This window comes from uncultured Campylobacter sp. (genome assembly GCF_937921625.1).
GTDB lineage: Bacteria > Campylobacterota > Campylobacteria > Campylobacterales > Campylobacteraceae > Campylobacter_B.
The window spans coordinates 15,597-29,369 of sequence record NZ_CAKZTI010000066.1; the positions used below are offsets into that span (position 1 = coordinate 15,597).

Here is a 13,773-nt window from a genome sequence, read left to right on the forward strand (position 1 = left end):
TTATCTACAAGGAGTTCGGTAATGAAATTTAAGATGAGTTTTGGCGCGGCTTTGGCGCTTTTTTCTTTTGCTTGCGCCGAACAAAACGCCGTGGCAAGCTCCGCCTCGAGCGAAAACCTAGGCGATATCGAGGTCGTAGAATGGGCGAATAACGACGACGGTTACCGCGCCGTACGTAGCGAGATCGGCAAGACGACTAAGAGAATTCTAGAAATTCCACAAACCGTAAATGTCGTAACGCAGCAGCATCTAAAGGACAAAAAGCCAGAAACCTTAGCGGAATCGCTACAAAACGTAAGCGGCATAAGCTATGCAAATACGACGGGAAATATTTTCGATGCGATCATTAAGCGTGGCTTCGGCGAGGGTCGCGACGGCTCGATTATGCGCAACGACGTGCCGGGCGCCGTGATGCACAATTTCAATAAAACCATTCAAAGCGTCGAGGTTCTAAAAGGGCCCGCGAGCATGCTCTACGGTGCCCAGCAACCGGGCGGCGTCATAAACATGGTAACCAAAAAGCCGCAGTATGAGTTTATAAATGAAATTTGGGGCGGGCTGGGCAATCGCAACTATTGGGACGCGGGATTTGATACTACAGGGCCGATTGCGGATAGCGGCTTTGCGTATAGATTTATATTCGATTACTACGCGAAGGATTATTGGCGAAATTTCGGCGGTATAAAAAACACGCTCTTTGCGCCGTCGCTTGCGTATCAAGGAGACGATTATTCGATAAGCTTAGGCTACACCCATAGCCGCTCTACCGATCCGGTGGATCGCGGCGCGTTTTTGGTGCCGAGTACGGGTAAAATTTACGGCAGCGGCAAAGTCCGCTTCGACGAACCGGTAAATAAACTACAAAGCAAACTCGATACGGTTGATTTCGGCTTTGAGAAGGAATTTAACGAGGATTGGATATTAAAAGGCGCCTATGCTTTCTCGCGCAGCAAGCACGAATACGGCTACGTCCGTCCGAACAATCCATTCACGCCCCAAGGTCTTACCGGCACGACGCGATCGTATAACTACTACGATAATTTCATACACCGCACGCACGCAGCAAGCGTCACGCTAAACGGCAAATTTGAAACGGGTCCGCTTAAGCACGACGTCCTTTTCGGCACGGATTACAAAAATTACTACAGATACCGCCCGGGCGCGCTAAAAGGCACCGCAGGGCGCATCAATATGCTTACCGGACAGACCGCTTCGGGCGCCGTCCTAACGAACGATAGAGAGCCAAAAATACAATATCAAAAGCTAAGAACGATCGGTCTTTACACCCAAGATAATATAAATTTAACCGACGAGCTAATACTTTCTTTGGGCGTGCGTAGGGAATTTTACGATCAAGTAGCCAAACAAAGCTGGCAAGGACCGAACAACACCGATCAGAAAAAGGCCGCTACGACCTATCAGGGCGGGCTTTTGTACCTGTTAAGCCCGCAGTGGTCAGTATATACTAACTACTCGCAAAGCTTCACGCCGCAGATGTCCATAGGCGAGGCGATAGGCGGCGATCTAAAGCCGGAGGAAGGCAAATCCGTGGAGCTCGGCACTAAATTTCAAAACGATCGCGTCACTGCGGGCGCGGCGGTGTTTAATATCGATAAAAGAAACATCCTGCGGACGGTAAATAATATAAGCGAGACGATCGGCAAGGCTCGCTCGCGAGGATTTGAACTCGATATAAACGGGCGCGTGACGCAGGGACTTAGCATGTCGGCAAGCTATGCATATACCAAAACGAGAGTGCGTGAGGACGACGGCGCTTTTGCGGTGCTAATCGGCAAACCGCTGGAAGCGACGCCGAAGCACCAAGCAAGCCTATTTGCCAACTACGATTTTGCGCATCTAGGCGCAAAGGGGCTTAGGCTTGGTGGCGGCGCGCGATACTTCGGCTCGTGGTACACCTATTATATGCGCACGAACCTACCGAGCGTGCCCGCAGGAACGGCGTTTAAGCTGCCTCACGCCGTGGTTTATGACGCCTTCGTGAGCTACGATACTAAAATTTCGGGCTATGATACGAATTTTTCGTTCAACGTCAAAAATTTGACCGACAAAAAATACTACACCTCATCCTCGACCGGCACGACCACGAGCGTGATACCTATTCAGATGGGCTACGCGCGGCAGTTTATGTTTAACGTATCGGTAAAATTTTAGCCTCAAGCCTGCTTTAAATTTTAAGGCAGGCTCTTAAAATTTTAAAATTTAAAAGCCTCGAGCCGCTTAGGCTCGGCAAATTTTGGAAATTTATACTTTAAATAAGAAATTTTTTGATATATTATTCGCTATTTTTAAATTTTCTAAAGGAATTTTATGGAAGTAAAAGCAAAAATGAAAGACGCCGCGAATGCGGTCGCTGCGAGCAAGATCGAAGCAAAGCAGATCGCAGCCAAAGTAGAAGAGCTAGCCAAAAAGGCCTCCAAACAGCTAAAAATCGATGGATTCAGGCAAGGCAAAGTGCCTACCGCAGTGGTTTTGAAGCGATACGGGAAGCAGCTTGAGGGCGATGCAAAGCAGGAGCTTCTTAAAGATATGATCGATCAGTCTCTTAAAATTTTAAAGAAAAAACAAGATCAAATTTTATCCGAGCCGGTCTTTTCTAAATTTGACGAAAAAGAAGGCGACATCGACGTGGAGATCGAAATTTCTTTCAGGCCCGAGGTTAACGTCGAGGGATACGAGGAGCTGATCCCGAAATTTAGCAGTCCGCGCGTTACTCAAAAAGAGATCGACGAAAAAGTGGCGGAATTTTTGCAGATGATCGCGCCGCTTTCTAAAACCAACAAAAAAATTCTAGCCAAAGACGATTTTGCGAAATTCGACTTCGAAGGCTTCGTGGACGGCAAGCCATTCGACGGCGGCAAGGCGCAGGATTACGTCCTTCAGATCGGCTCAAATCAATTTATCCCGGGCTTTGAAGACGGAATGATCGGACTTAGAGTGGGCGAGGAACGCGACGTGGCGGTTAAATTTCCGCAAGATTACGGTGCAAAAAATTTAGCCGGCAAGGACGCGATTTTTAAAGTCAAGCTTCACGAAATTCAGGCTAAAAAACCTGCCAAAGAGCTCGGTGAGGAGGAGCTAAAGCAAGCGCTTCCGGGTGAGAAAGAGCCGAGCAAGGAGAAATTTGAAGCGCGCATCAAAGAGCGCATCAAAAACGATAAGCTTCAAAAGCTGATAAACGAGGATCTAAAGCCTAAATTTGCAGATGCGCTCGCCGAGAAATTTAACTTCGCGCTTCCAAAAGCGATTGTCGAGCAGGAGATTAATTTGCAGTTTAACAACGCCTGGAGCGGCTTTTCAAAGGAGCAGATCGAGGAATTTAAAAACAACAAAGACGCCCTGGATAAAAAGCGTGAAGAGTTTAGAAAGGCTGCCGAAAACAGCGTAAAACTTACATTCTTAATCGACGAGCTAGCCAAAAAGCGCAAGATCGACGTGAGCGATCAGGAGCTCGTTCAGGCGGTCTATATGGAGGCCTATACTTACGGCGCAAACCCGAAAGAGCACCTAGATAGATACCGCAACAACGGCATGCTTCCCGCCGTCAAAATGGCGCTGATCGAGGAGAAACTATTTAACGATATTTTCTCCAAACAGGGCAAAAAAGAAGAGAAGGGCGAATAGATGGTGATTCCTTACGTTATCGAACAAACTAGTCGCGGAGAGCGCAGCTATGACATCTACTCGAGGCTACTAAAAGACCGTATCGTAATGCTTAGCGGCGAGATCGACGATGCGGTAGCAAGCTCGATCGTCGCTCAGCTTCTGTTCTTGGAAGCGGAGGATCCGGATAAGGATATCTATCTATACATCAACTCCCCCGGCGGCGTGGTTACGAGTGGATTTAGCATTTATGACACGATGAATTACATCAAACCCGACGTAAGCACGATCTGTATCGGTCAAGCGGCGTCGATGGGGGCATTTTTGCTAAGCTGCGGAGCCAAAGGCAAACGCTATGCGCTTCCAAACTCGCGCATAATGATCCACCAGCCCCTAGGCGGCGCGCAAGGCCAAGCTACCGACATCGAGATCCAAGCCAAAGAAATTTTACGAATGAAAGAAATTTTAAATAACATCCTTTCGCAAAATTCCGGCAAAGATCTCGCGCAGGTCGAAAAGGACACCGATCGCGACTTTTTCATGAGCGCCGAGGATGCCGTACAATACGGCTTGATCGATCAAGTACTTCAAAAGAGCTTTAAATAGATGATCCTGGACGTCCTTACCTATCCGAATAAAAAGCTTTATCAAAGATCGACCGAGGTCGTGAAATTCGACGCGGCGCTGGGCGAGCTTTTGGACGATATGTATGAGACGATGATCGCAAAAAACGGCATAGGCCTTGCCGCCATCCAGGTAGGCAAGCCCGTGCGCGCTTTGATTATAAATTTAGCCAATGAGGAAAAAATCCAAGACAAAAAGGACCTCATCGAGATCATCAATCCGCAAATTTTAAAAAAGGAAGGCGAGGTCGTTTACCAGGAGGGCTGCCTGTCGGTACCCGGCTTTTATGAGGACGTCACGCGCGCCGAGTTTATCACGGTGCAGTTTCAAGACCGCGCCGGCAATACCCACGAAATGGACGCTAGCGAGCTGCTAGCCGTCTGTATCCAGCACGAGATGGACCACCTCGACGGACATCTTTTTATCGAGCGCATCGGATACAATAAACGCAAAAAATTTGATAAAGAATTCAAAAAAAGCCTAAAAGAAAAATCGAAATGAAATCCCTAAAATGCGCTGCCTTCACGGATGCTCTGATCCCCGTAGAGGTTGAATCGACATTCGTGCGGGGGCTGCCGGGATTTAATATCGTTGGTCTTGCGGGAGCTACGATAAAAGAGAGCGAAAGCCGCGTAAAAGCGGCGCTTGTGAGCTTAAATTTTAAATTTCCCGCCTCCAAAATCATCATAAATCTCTCCCCCTCCGATACGCCCAAAAACGGCTCGCACTTCGATCTTGCGATCGCGCTTCTCATCGCGCTGCAAAAAGAGCGCATCGACGGCGATTTCTTCGTCTTCGGCGAGCTCGGTTTAGACGGCAGTTTAAAGAGCACGGCGAGCCTCTTTTCGATCCTGCTTTTTTTAAGCACGAAGGTGAAGCGCGCTAAAATTTTAGTGCCACAAAGTATCGCTTTAAAGGCCTGCACGATCCCAAACTACGACGTTTATGCTGTGGGTAGCCTAAGCGAAGCGGTCAGATTTTTTTTAGACGAGGAGTTCGCCGCAAGCAGGCTCATGCGAGAAACCCATCCGCTTTTTAAAAACGTCGTGGAGATTGACGGGCAAGCTTACGTTCCCAACCGCGATTTTTCGCTTGATTTCAAAGACGTCAAAGGACAGAAGCGCGCCAAACGCGCGAGCCTGATCGCCGCGTGCGGCATGCACAATATCCTCTTTGAGGGCAGCCCCGGCTGCGGCAAAAGCATGTGCGCCAAGCGGATAGCCAGAATTCTGCCTCCGCAGAGCCTGGGCGAAGTGCTGCTCTCGTGCGCCTACGAGTCGTTAAATAACAAAGACGTCGATTTTAGCGCGCTGCGCCCCTTCCGCTCGCCGCACCACACCAGCACGCGCAGCTCGATTTTCGGCGGCGGCAGTAGCGGCGCAAAGATCGGCGAGGTCGCGCTCGCAAACGGCGGCGAGCTGTTTTTCGACGAGCTGCCGCACTTCGGCAAGCAAATTTTAGAAAGCCTGCGCGAGCCGCTGGAGGATAATAGAATTTTAATTTCGCGCGTAAATTCCAAGGTCGAATACCAAACGAAATTTATCTTCGTCGCGGCGCAAAATCCCTGCCCGTGCGGAAATTTATTCTCCAAAAACCTCACCTGCACCTGCTCGCTAAACGACATCAGACGCTACAAAAACACGATCTCCGCGCCCTTGCTCGACCGCATCGACATATACGTCGCGATGGACGAGACCGGCGCGGACGACAAGAGCGACGTTTGCAGCGAGGAGATGGCGGACGCGGTGCTGCGGGCGTTTCGCGCGCAAAAGGCTCGGGGGCAGAGCGAGCTAAACGCAAAGCTGCGCGACGAGGAGACCGAAAAATTTTGCGTCTGCGAAAGCGCTGCGCGGGATGTTTTGCAAACCGCGATCACCCGTTACGATCTTTCGCAGCGCGGCGTAAATAAAACGCTAAAGCTCGCGCGCACGATCGCCGATCTAGCAGGCGCCGAAATCATCGCCAAAGCGCATATTTTGGAGGCTCTTAGCTTTCGCATAAGGAGCGAAATTTGAAAAAAATTTTCTTTAGCACCGAGGAGCTCGACGCGCGAGCGAGCGCAAAATTTGGACTTGGCGAGCAAATTTTAATGGAAAATGCCGCTTGCAAGATCGAGCGCGAGATCAGAAAGCGGCTCAAAAAGGGCTCGCGCGTTTTGGCACTTTGCGGCGGCGGAAACAACGGCGCAGACGCGATGGTGGCACTACGAAGGCTAAGCGGCGATTTTAGCTGCACGGCGCTTTGCGTGCTGGAAAATAGAAGCGCGGCGGGCAAATTTCAAGCTGATGCGGCGCGGGCTGCGGGGGTTAAGCTTATCGATATCGCGAGCGCGAAAGACGATTGCGGGCACGTAGAGGGCGCGTCTAGCAAGGATGCCTGCGCGCATGAAAGCGTAGGCGGCTCCTATTTAAAAGACGCTGGCGCGAGCGAGCCGCGGCGCGAGCTCGAAAGCCTAAGCGGCGCGGACACTTCAGGCGGCGGCAATAAATTATGCGCAAAATTTGCGAGCGCTAAATTTGAGATCGTGGCGCGTGGCGACGAATGCAGCAATCTAGGCGGCGAGTGCGGCGAGCCAAGCGTCCTGCGCGATGAGATTACAAGCGCAGACTGCATAATCGACGGGATTTTCGGCAGCGGTTTAAACAAACCGGTAAGCGGTGAAATTTGTGAAATTTTATCTCTCGCAAACGGCACGAAATCCCTAAAAATCGCAGTTGATATCCCAAGCGGCATCGATAAGAACGGGCGCGTTTTAGGTGGTGCGTTTTGCGCGGATCTGACGATCGCGATGGGAGCGCTAAAGCTCGCGCTATTTTCGGACGGCGCGAAGGATTATGTAGGGCGGATCAAAGTCGCAAATCTTGGAATTTCGCGCCAAAATTTTGAGGAGCGGAGCGAATATTTTCTACTTCAAAAAAACGATCTGAAGCTGCCGCTACGCAGGAAGCAAAACACCAATAAAGGCGATTTCGGGCACACCTACGTCGTAAGCGGGCAGATGAGCGGAGCGGCGCAGATGGCGGCTCTGGCGGCTCACGCGATCGGCAGCGGGCTCGTTAGCGTCGTTAGCGAGGGGCCGTTAAATTTAAGCCCGATTTTGATGCAAAAAAGCTCATTCGATGCCGCGCGGGTCGTAGTCTGCGGCTGCGGGCTGGGGGAGCGGAAGATCGATCTTGCCGCGCTGCGGGGCAAAAACTGCGTCATCGACGCCGATCTGTGCTACGAACGCGAAATTTTAAGCCTGCTAAACGCCAATTCAAATTTAATCATAACGCCCCATCCGAAGGAGTTTTGCTCGCTTTTAAAGATCGCGGGCATCGCAGATCTTAGCGTGAGCGAGCTGCAAGAGCGCCGCTTCGAGCTTGCGAGGGCGTGGAGCGAGAAATTTAGCGGCGTACTCGTGCTAAAGGGCGCAAACACGCTCATCGCCCAAGCTGGCATCATCTACGTCTGCGACAAAGGTAACGCCGCGCTCGCAAAGGGCGGCAGCGGCGATGTGCTCGCAGGGCTCATCGGCGGGCTGCTCGCGCAAAACTACTCTCCCCTGCAAGCCTCAATCTGCGGCGTCCTAGCCCACGCACTCGCTGCGCGAGCCTTCGCCAAAAATTCCTACGCGCTAAATCCGCTCGATCTCATCGAGGAGGTAAAATGGTTGTGAAAAAGCTCGCCGTGCTTTTTAGCGGTAGCGGTTCAAATTTAGAGGCGATCTTGCAGAAGCTGCACGGCAAAATTTTTGGCGAAACCAAGATCGAAGTTGCGCTAACGCTAAGCAACAAAGCGGATGCGGGAGGCATAGCAAAGGCTGCAAAATTCGGGCTTAAAAGCGTGATCCTAAATCACAAAGATTTTGCTAGCCGCGAGGAATTTGACGCCGCGCTCGTGCGCGAGATCGAAAAAAGCGGCGCGGAGCTTACGGTGCTTGCGGGCTTTATGCGGATTCTTACGCCCGTTTTTACGAGCAGGGTTCGCGCGATAAATTTGCACCCGTCGCTGCTGCCGCTTTTTAAGGGCGCGCACGCGATAAAAGAGAGCTTTGAGAGCGATATGAAGATGGGCGGCGTGAGCGTGCACTGGGTCAGCGAGGAGCTTGACGGCGGCGCGATCATCGCTCAGCGCGCGTTTGAAAAGAACGCGGGAATGAGCCTTGAGGCTTATGAGGCCAAAGTCCACGAGATCGAGCATGAGATGTTGCCGCAGGTGATCGTAGAAATTTTGTGCCAAAGCTAAATTTAGCGCAGAGATTCGCGCTAAATTTAAAGAGCGAAATTTTGTAAATTTTAAAGCTTAGTTCTTTAAATTTAGGGGCGGTTCGAGGCTAAGCTTTAAAATTTTCTAGCTAAATTTAGAAAGAGAAAGATGACCGCAAACGAACTGGAAAAACTAAGGCTCGGCATCCTGGATGAGGCGGAGCAGCACAAAGGTACGGCGTTTTCGATAATAGTACTAGTGGTGCTGGCCTCTGCGCTGTGGCTATTTTTCAATTTTAGAGATCAAAATGCAGCGATGGGCCTCTGCTGGATCATAGTGGTATTTAGCTGCGGCAGCATCTCTTATAGAGTAGTGAATAAAGATGCAAATATAGTGCGCGTATTTATCTTTTGCATCTTGCTGTGGATGCTTGCCAAAGGCGTAGAAATGTGCGAGAATGATACCTTGCGCTTCGTCATCGCACTCGTAACCATCTGCCTTTCTTTGTTTAATATCGCGGATGCCGCGTTGGAGCGGATCAAATATAATAGATCCAAAGAATTCGTCCGCGCCTTTAAACATCAATATATCGCGCCCTATATCGCGAGCCTAGGCTATCGCTACGAAATTTCAGGCTCGTTTCGGCCGGCGTATCTGCGCGCTAGCGGTCTGTTTCCGGATGGAGTAAAATATCTTGATTGTGAAGATAAAATTTCCGGCGTCTATGACGGAGTATTTTTCAGTTTTGCGGATGTTTGCGTGACTCATACTGACGAACGACGTAGCAGCAGGGGGATCTTTTTCTACGCGGAATTTAAAAAGCGCATAAACTCGGTGGCCGTGATCCTGCCGCTGCTCAGCGCGAGACCGACGCTCAGCGGACTTAAGAAGATCGCGATGGACGATAGCGAGTTTAGCTCCACGTTTAGCGTATATAGTGCCGACGCCGTGTCTGCAATGTACGCCCTCACGCCCGCCTTTATGCGGCGCTTGCTTCGCTTTAGAAGCGGTGCCGGCGGACCGATCAGATTAAGCTTTTCGGATAGAAACATCTGCATTTTCATCCACACGGGACACGATAGCTTCGAGCCTAGCGTAGATCGCAGCGTACTTAGCGCAGGTCCTGCCGCGTCTATCAAGCACGAGCTTTTATTCTTTCTATCCATAGTAAAAAGTCTAAAATTAAACGAAAATATCTGGCAGAATTAAATTTTGAATTTTACCTTAAATCCGCAAATACGGAGGCTTTGCGCCGCCGCGAAATTTTAAAATTTAAAAGTACTCTTCCCGGCTCGGCGCCGCTATGATTTAGAATTTTCGCGACAAGGTCTATTATATTTGCGGCGGAGAGCGAAGTTTGAAACCTATCGCGACGAAATTCCATGCGATTTATAAATTTTTGCGGTCCGCATAGAGGAATTGAGCAAAGATGGATACTGATATGGCGATGATTGCACCGTACGCTTTCCATAAGGAGATTACCACGCTGCCTATAATCGTGCCGCAAACACTACTTTTACCGTCGCGAGCCCGCGTCAAAAAAATTGAGTACCCATCGCGGCAATGATAGAAGAGATAATTTACTCATATTTTCATCGTTCATTTTGCCATCCTAATGCTTTTAAAAATCGACGATTAAAAAGCTCACACAAAAGCAGTCCACACATTTAATCTGCCTCCAAGCATTTTTAAGCGACAATACGAAAATCAAATTTTCGGAGTCCTCATGACGATTTACGAGTTAAAGCCCAAATTTCAAAATTTACTTCGTCCGTTAGTAAGACGCCTTTACGACGCGGGCGTCAGCGCAAATCAAGTCACGATCACAGCCTGCGTCATTTCCGTTCTGCTGGGCGGACTTCTGATAAAATTCGCCGAAATTTCGACGCTATTCTTTCTGTTGCCCGTTTGGATGTTTTTGCGTATGGCGCTAAATGCCATCGACGGCATGCTGGCTCGCGAGTTTAATCAAAAAAGCCCGCTGGGCGGCTACCTAAACGAAGCCACGGACGTCATCTCGGACGCCGCGCTGTATCTGCCGTTTGCCTTCGTGGCGCCGTTTGACTGGGGCGTTATCGCGCTCGTTATCTTTCTATCTTTTATGAGTGAGTTTTTGGGCGTCCTAGGGCAGGTGCACGGTTGCGGCAGGCGATACGACGGACCTATGGGCAAGAGCGACCGCGCGTTTATATTCGGGCTTATCGGTACGGTATATGCGCTATCTGGGCGACTACCGGAGTGGTTTAGCTGGGTACTTTACGCCGCGATATTTTTACTCGCGCTTACTTGCGCAAACCGCGTGAGGATGGGACTAAAAAGCGTGGAATAAGGCGCCTCGGACGAGGATAAATTTAATAGCTATCTCCAAAATCGACGCAAGGCAAATTCGCCTAAATTTGATATAATTGCAAAAGTTTTAAGCTCGCCTCGACGCGGGCACGCAATCGTTATAAATTTGATCTTGTTTAAATTTGCGAGATTTTTTGAGGCGAGGATAAAATATCACGGCGAATTTGTCCGCTTAATTTAGACGTTTTAAAAGACGCTAGGCGCACAAAACGTGCTCGGTTAATTTCGAGCGTTTTATCAAAGTCGGTGAAATCAAAGGCAAGTAGCAAAAGCGGCAAATTGCAGACGTTACTTAAAACCGCATCGGCTTTAATCGCCTCAAATTTATGTCTAAACGCTCGTTTTCGACAAGGAGGGCGAGAAGCTTATTTGCCGCACGCAACCGTAAAATTGAGGGCGCCTCAAAAAGTGAATTTGAAAAGTAAAAGAGTAAAAAGGATACAAGATGAAAGAGTTTTTAGCTGCAGCGCTTGATTTTATCCTTTGCCGCATCACGATATTTATCACCGGCGTACGGCCGCCGCAGGAGCTTTTAAACATCGGCGAGGGCACTAAAATTTACTATGCAAACCACGCCAGCCACGGCGATTTTTTGCTGATTTTCGTCTCGCTGCCTTACCGCGTGAGAAAGCGCGTGCGCCCCGTCGCGGCGGCGGAGTACTGGCAGGGCGGGCCGGTGCGCAGGTTTCTTGCTAAAAACGTGTTTAACATGGTGCTAATAAGCCGCCGCAAAGATCCGCTGGAAGCGCTAGCGCAAATGAGCGAGGCGCTGCAGACTCACTCTCTCATCATCTTTCCGGAAGGCACGCGCAAGATGGACGACGACCTAGTACTGCAGCCGTTTAAAAGCGGGATTTTCCGCCTGGCGCAGCAGTATCCCGCCGTCCCGCTCGTGCCCGTATGGATCAAAAATGCGCGAAATGTCCTGCCTAAGGGCTTTTTTGTGCCTATTCCGCTGCTTTGCGAGCTGATAGTGGGCAAGGAGATATTTTACGGCGGCGAGAGCAAAGGCGAGTTTTTACAAAAGGCGCAAGACGCGCTGCTAGCGATGAGCGATACGCAAAATGATAGAACGAAAGCCTGATTTGGCGGCTCTGGCGACGGCGGTAAATTTGAGCCCTACAAATCCATCAAACGAAAAGAGAAAATTTGCGACCGATTTTTACGACAAATTTGACGGCGAGTCTTTTAAAACGGCGGTTAAAAATGTCAAATTTGAGCGCGAAATACGGGCTAAAACGCTCGCTTTGCCGCAAATCAAATTTAACCTAAACACAAATTTAAACCGCGTAAAAAATTTAACCAATCAAGCCGTCCGCGCGGCAAACCAAACGCGCGTAAATTCAGCTCGCTCGGAGAGCTCCGAAACAGACGTCAAATTTAGCTTTAAATTTAACCAAAAGGCACTAAAATGAACCCGCAAAATCATATCTTAAATCTATTTTTAGGACTCATCGCGGTACTAGTCGTCTCTAGCGTCGTGGCTTTTATCCTAAAGGCGAAATTTGGCGCCGAGAACAAAACCATCTCAAATTTGACCTCGCGCATAAACGCCTGGTGGGCGATGATTTTGGTGATTTTTGCGTTTACGTATATGGGCAAAAACGCCGTGATATTTTTATTTTTGCTGGTTTCGTTTGCCGCTTTGCGCGAGTTTTTGTCGCTCATCTACATCCGCAGGGGCGATCACATCGCGCTCGTGGCATGCTTTTACGTGATTTTGCCCGCGCAGTATATATTTATATATGCTGATTGGTACGCGATGGCGATGATATTTATCCCGGTTTACGGATTTTTGTTTTTGCCGATTTTGGCGGCTATTTGCGGCGACGCGGCTTATTTTTTGGAGCGCTCGACGAAGATCCAGTGGGCGCTGATGATCTGCGTGTTTTGTATCTCGCATATCCCCGCGCTTCTTTTGCTGGATCTTAAGCGCGGCAGCGGCATGGAGCTGATGCTGTTTTTGATCCTGGTCGTGCAAACTAGCGACGTGCTACAGTACGTCTGGGGCAAGCTTTTTGGTAAGCGCAAGATTGCGCCCAGTATCAGTCCGTCTAAAACGGTGGTCGGCTTTGCGGGAGGGGTGCTTAGCGCTAGCGCGCTGGCTGCGTGCCTGCATCATCTCACGCCTTTTGGCGCGGTGGGGGCGTTTTTCATCGGGCTTGCCGTTTGTATGATGGGTTTTTTAGGAGGGCTTGTTATGTCGGCGATCAAGCGCGATCTAGGCGTCAAGGACTGGGGCTACATGATCAGCGGTCACGGCGGGATGCTTGATCGTATGGACTCGCTGTGTTTTGCGGCGCCGATATTTTTTCACATCGTTAGATATTTTTACGCGTGAGGTTTTGATGAAAATCGCTAGCAAAATTTTACTTTTAGTGCTCGCGGCAAATTTGGCCTTTGCTTTTTCTGCCGAAAAGCTCGTGCAAGACGCTAGAGCGCAGGTCGGACGGACGCTATTTTACGATCCTTCGTACTCTAGGCTAGCCTATCCGATGGACGACGTGGATATGATAAGGGGCGTTTGCACCGACGTCGTAGTTAGGGCGCTGCGCGGACAGGACATCGATCTGCAGCGGCTCATCCACGAGGATATGAGCGCAAATTTTAGCGCCTATCCAAAAACCTGGGGCGCAAAAAAGACCGACAAAAACATCGATCATCGCCGCGTGCCAAACATCGCGACCTATTTAAAACGCAAGGGCTACGAGGCGAAGGGCGAGTTTAAAGCAGGCGATATCGTGACGTGGCGGCTGGATATCGGCAGGCCGCATATCGGCATAGTTTCGGATAAATTTGCCACCGGCAAACCCCGCTCGTGATCCACAACATCGGGCTTGGCGCGCAGGAGGAGGATGTGTTAAAGGATTACGAGATAACGGGACACTTTAGGATAAAATAAGTAGAAAAATCGATAAATTTAAGCAAGAAAGGCGAAAAATGGAGTTTAAAGAGAGCTATTTTATAACGAGCGACGGGGCGAGGATATTT

General features: G+C 49.7%; 14 protein-coding genes. All 14 read left to right on the forward strand.

Annotated features, from left to right (window positions below; genetic code table 11):
* Positions 1–21: 21 nt before the first annotated feature.
* The 14 genes from Q0101_RS10375 to Q0101_RS10440 all read left to right on the forward strand — a co-directional run bounded on the left by Q0101_RS10375 (position 22) and on the right by Q0101_RS10440 (position 13,684).
* Positions 22–2,172, forward strand: coding sequence for a TonB-dependent siderophore receptor (locus Q0101_RS10375; RefSeq protein WP_297945276.1), 2,151 nt, complete (start codon positions 22–24; stop codon positions 2,170–2,172).
* A 156-nt stretch (positions 2,173–2,328) separates the two neighbouring features.
* On the forward strand, positions 2,329–3,642 hold the full coding sequence (gene tig, locus Q0101_RS10380) for a trigger factor (protein ID WP_297945279.1): 1,314 nt from the start codon (positions 2,329–2,331) through the stop codon (positions 3,640–3,642).
* Entirely contained in the window at positions 3,643–4,227 is a 585-nt protein-coding gene (gene clpP, locus Q0101_RS10385; RefSeq protein ID WP_295150849.1) for an ATP-dependent Clp endopeptidase proteolytic subunit ClpP, read from the forward strand.
* Positions 4,228–4,746, forward strand: a complete 519-nt coding sequence (gene def, locus Q0101_RS10390; protein ID WP_297945282.1) for a peptide deformylase — start codon at positions 4,228–4,230, stop codon at positions 4,744–4,746. It begins immediately after the preceding gene.
* Positions 4,743–6,260 carry a YifB family Mg chelatase-like AAA ATPase gene (locus Q0101_RS10395; protein WP_297945286.1) on the forward strand — a complete coding sequence of 506 codons (1,518 nt, stop codon included), beginning with the start codon at positions 4,743–4,745 and terminating at the stop codon, positions 6,258–6,260. The genes def and Q0101_RS10395 overlap by 4 nt, the downstream gene beginning before the upstream one ends.
* Positions 6,257–7,903, forward strand: coding sequence for an NAD(P)H-hydrate dehydratase (locus Q0101_RS10400; protein WP_297945290.1), 1,647 nt, complete (start codon positions 6,257–6,259; stop codon positions 7,901–7,903). The genes Q0101_RS10395 and Q0101_RS10400 overlap by 4 nt, the downstream gene beginning before the upstream one ends.
* Complete coding sequence (gene purN / locus Q0101_RS10405) at positions 7,894–8,472, forward strand: phosphoribosylglycinamide formyltransferase (protein WP_297945293.1); 579 nt, start codon at positions 7,894–7,896, stop codon at positions 8,470–8,472. The genes Q0101_RS10400 and purN overlap by 10 nt, the downstream gene beginning before the upstream one ends.
* 129 nt (positions 8,473–8,601) lie before the next feature.
* Positions 8,602–9,642: a DUF3137 domain-containing protein gene (locus tag Q0101_RS10410; RefSeq protein ID WP_297945296.1), complete on the forward strand. Its 1,041-nt coding sequence runs from the start codon at positions 8,602–8,604 to the stop codon at positions 9,640–9,642.
* Between the two features lie 517 nt (positions 9,643–10,159).
* Positions 10,160–10,762, forward strand: coding sequence for a CDP-alcohol phosphatidyltransferase family protein (locus tag Q0101_RS10415; RefSeq protein ID WP_297945299.1), 603 nt, complete (start codon positions 10,160–10,162; stop codon positions 10,760–10,762).
* 465 nt (positions 10,763–11,227) lie between these two features.
* Positions 11,228–11,866, forward strand: coding sequence for a 1-acyl-sn-glycerol-3-phosphate acyltransferase (locus Q0101_RS10420; protein WP_297945302.1), 639 nt, complete (start codon positions 11,228–11,230; stop codon positions 11,864–11,866).
* Positions 11,847–12,197 (forward strand): hypothetical protein, encoded by a 351-nt coding sequence (locus Q0101_RS10425; protein ID WP_297945305.1) that lies wholly within the window; start codon positions 11,847–11,849, stop codon positions 12,195–12,197. The genes Q0101_RS10420 and Q0101_RS10425 overlap by 20 nt, the downstream gene beginning before the upstream one ends.
* Complete coding sequence (locus Q0101_RS10430; RefSeq protein WP_297945307.1) at positions 12,194–13,123, forward strand: phosphatidate cytidylyltransferase; 930 nt, start codon at positions 12,194–12,196, stop codon at positions 13,121–13,123. Before Q0101_RS10425 ends, Q0101_RS10430 begins: the two co-directional genes overlap by 4 nt.
* A 7-nt stretch (positions 13,124–13,130) precedes the next feature.
* On the forward strand, positions 13,131–13,604 hold the full coding sequence (locus tag Q0101_RS10435; RefSeq protein ID WP_297945310.1) for a DUF1287 domain-containing protein: 474 nt from the start codon (positions 13,131–13,133) through the stop codon (positions 13,602–13,604).
* Positions 13,601–13,684 carry a DUF1287 domain-containing protein gene (locus tag Q0101_RS10440; RefSeq protein WP_297945313.1) on the forward strand — a complete coding sequence of 28 codons (84 nt, stop codon included), beginning with the start codon at positions 13,601–13,603 and terminating at the stop codon, positions 13,682–13,684. Before Q0101_RS10435 ends, Q0101_RS10440 begins: the two co-directional genes overlap by 4 nt.
* Positions 13,685–13,773 lie beyond the last annotated feature (89 nt).

What these genes read in the sequence shown, in the direction of transcription:
- tig (WP_297945279.1), top strand. Translation starts at nt 2,329, where the DNA reads ATGGAAGTAAAAGCAAAAATGAAAGACGCCGCGAATGCGGTCGCTGCG.
- clpP (WP_295150849.1), top strand. Translation starts at nt 3,643, where the DNA reads ATGGTGATTCCTTACGTTATCGAACAAACTAGTCGCGGAGAGCGCAGC.
- Q0101_RS10415 (WP_297945299.1), top strand. Translation starts at nt 10,160, where the DNA reads ATGACGATTTACGAGTTAAAGCCCAAATTTCAAAATTTACTTCGTCCG.
- purN (WP_297945293.1), top strand. Translation starts at nt 7,894, where the DNA reads ATGGTTGTGAAAAAGCTCGCCGTGCTTTTTAGCGGTAGCGGTTCAAAT.
- Q0101_RS10425 (WP_297945305.1), top strand. Translation starts at nt 11,847, where the DNA reads ATGATAGAACGAAAGCCTGATTTGGCGGCTCTGGCGACGGCGGTAAAT.
- def (WP_297945282.1), top strand. Translation starts at nt 4,228, where the DNA reads ATGATCCTGGACGTCCTTACCTATCCGAATAAAAAGCTTTATCAAAGA.
- Q0101_RS10435 (WP_297945310.1), top strand. Translation starts at nt 13,131, where the DNA reads ATGAAAATCGCTAGCAAAATTTTACTTTTAGTGCTCGCGGCAAATTTG.
- Q0101_RS10420 (WP_297945302.1), top strand. Translation starts at nt 11,228, where the DNA reads ATGAAAGAGTTTTTAGCTGCAGCGCTTGATTTTATCCTTTGCCGCATC.
- Q0101_RS10395 (WP_297945286.1), top strand. Translation starts at nt 4,743, where the DNA reads ATGAAATCCCTAAAATGCGCTGCCTTCACGGATGCTCTGATCCCCGTA.
- Q0101_RS10375 (WP_297945276.1), top strand. Translation starts at nt 22, where the DNA reads ATGAAATTTAAGATGAGTTTTGGCGCGGCTTTGGCGCTTTTTTCTTTT.
- Q0101_RS10430 (WP_297945307.1), top strand. Translation starts at nt 12,194, where the DNA reads ATGAACCCGCAAAATCATATCTTAAATCTATTTTTAGGACTCATCGCG.
- Q0101_RS10410 (WP_297945296.1), top strand. Translation starts at nt 8,602, where the DNA reads ATGACCGCAAACGAACTGGAAAAACTAAGGCTCGGCATCCTGGATGAG.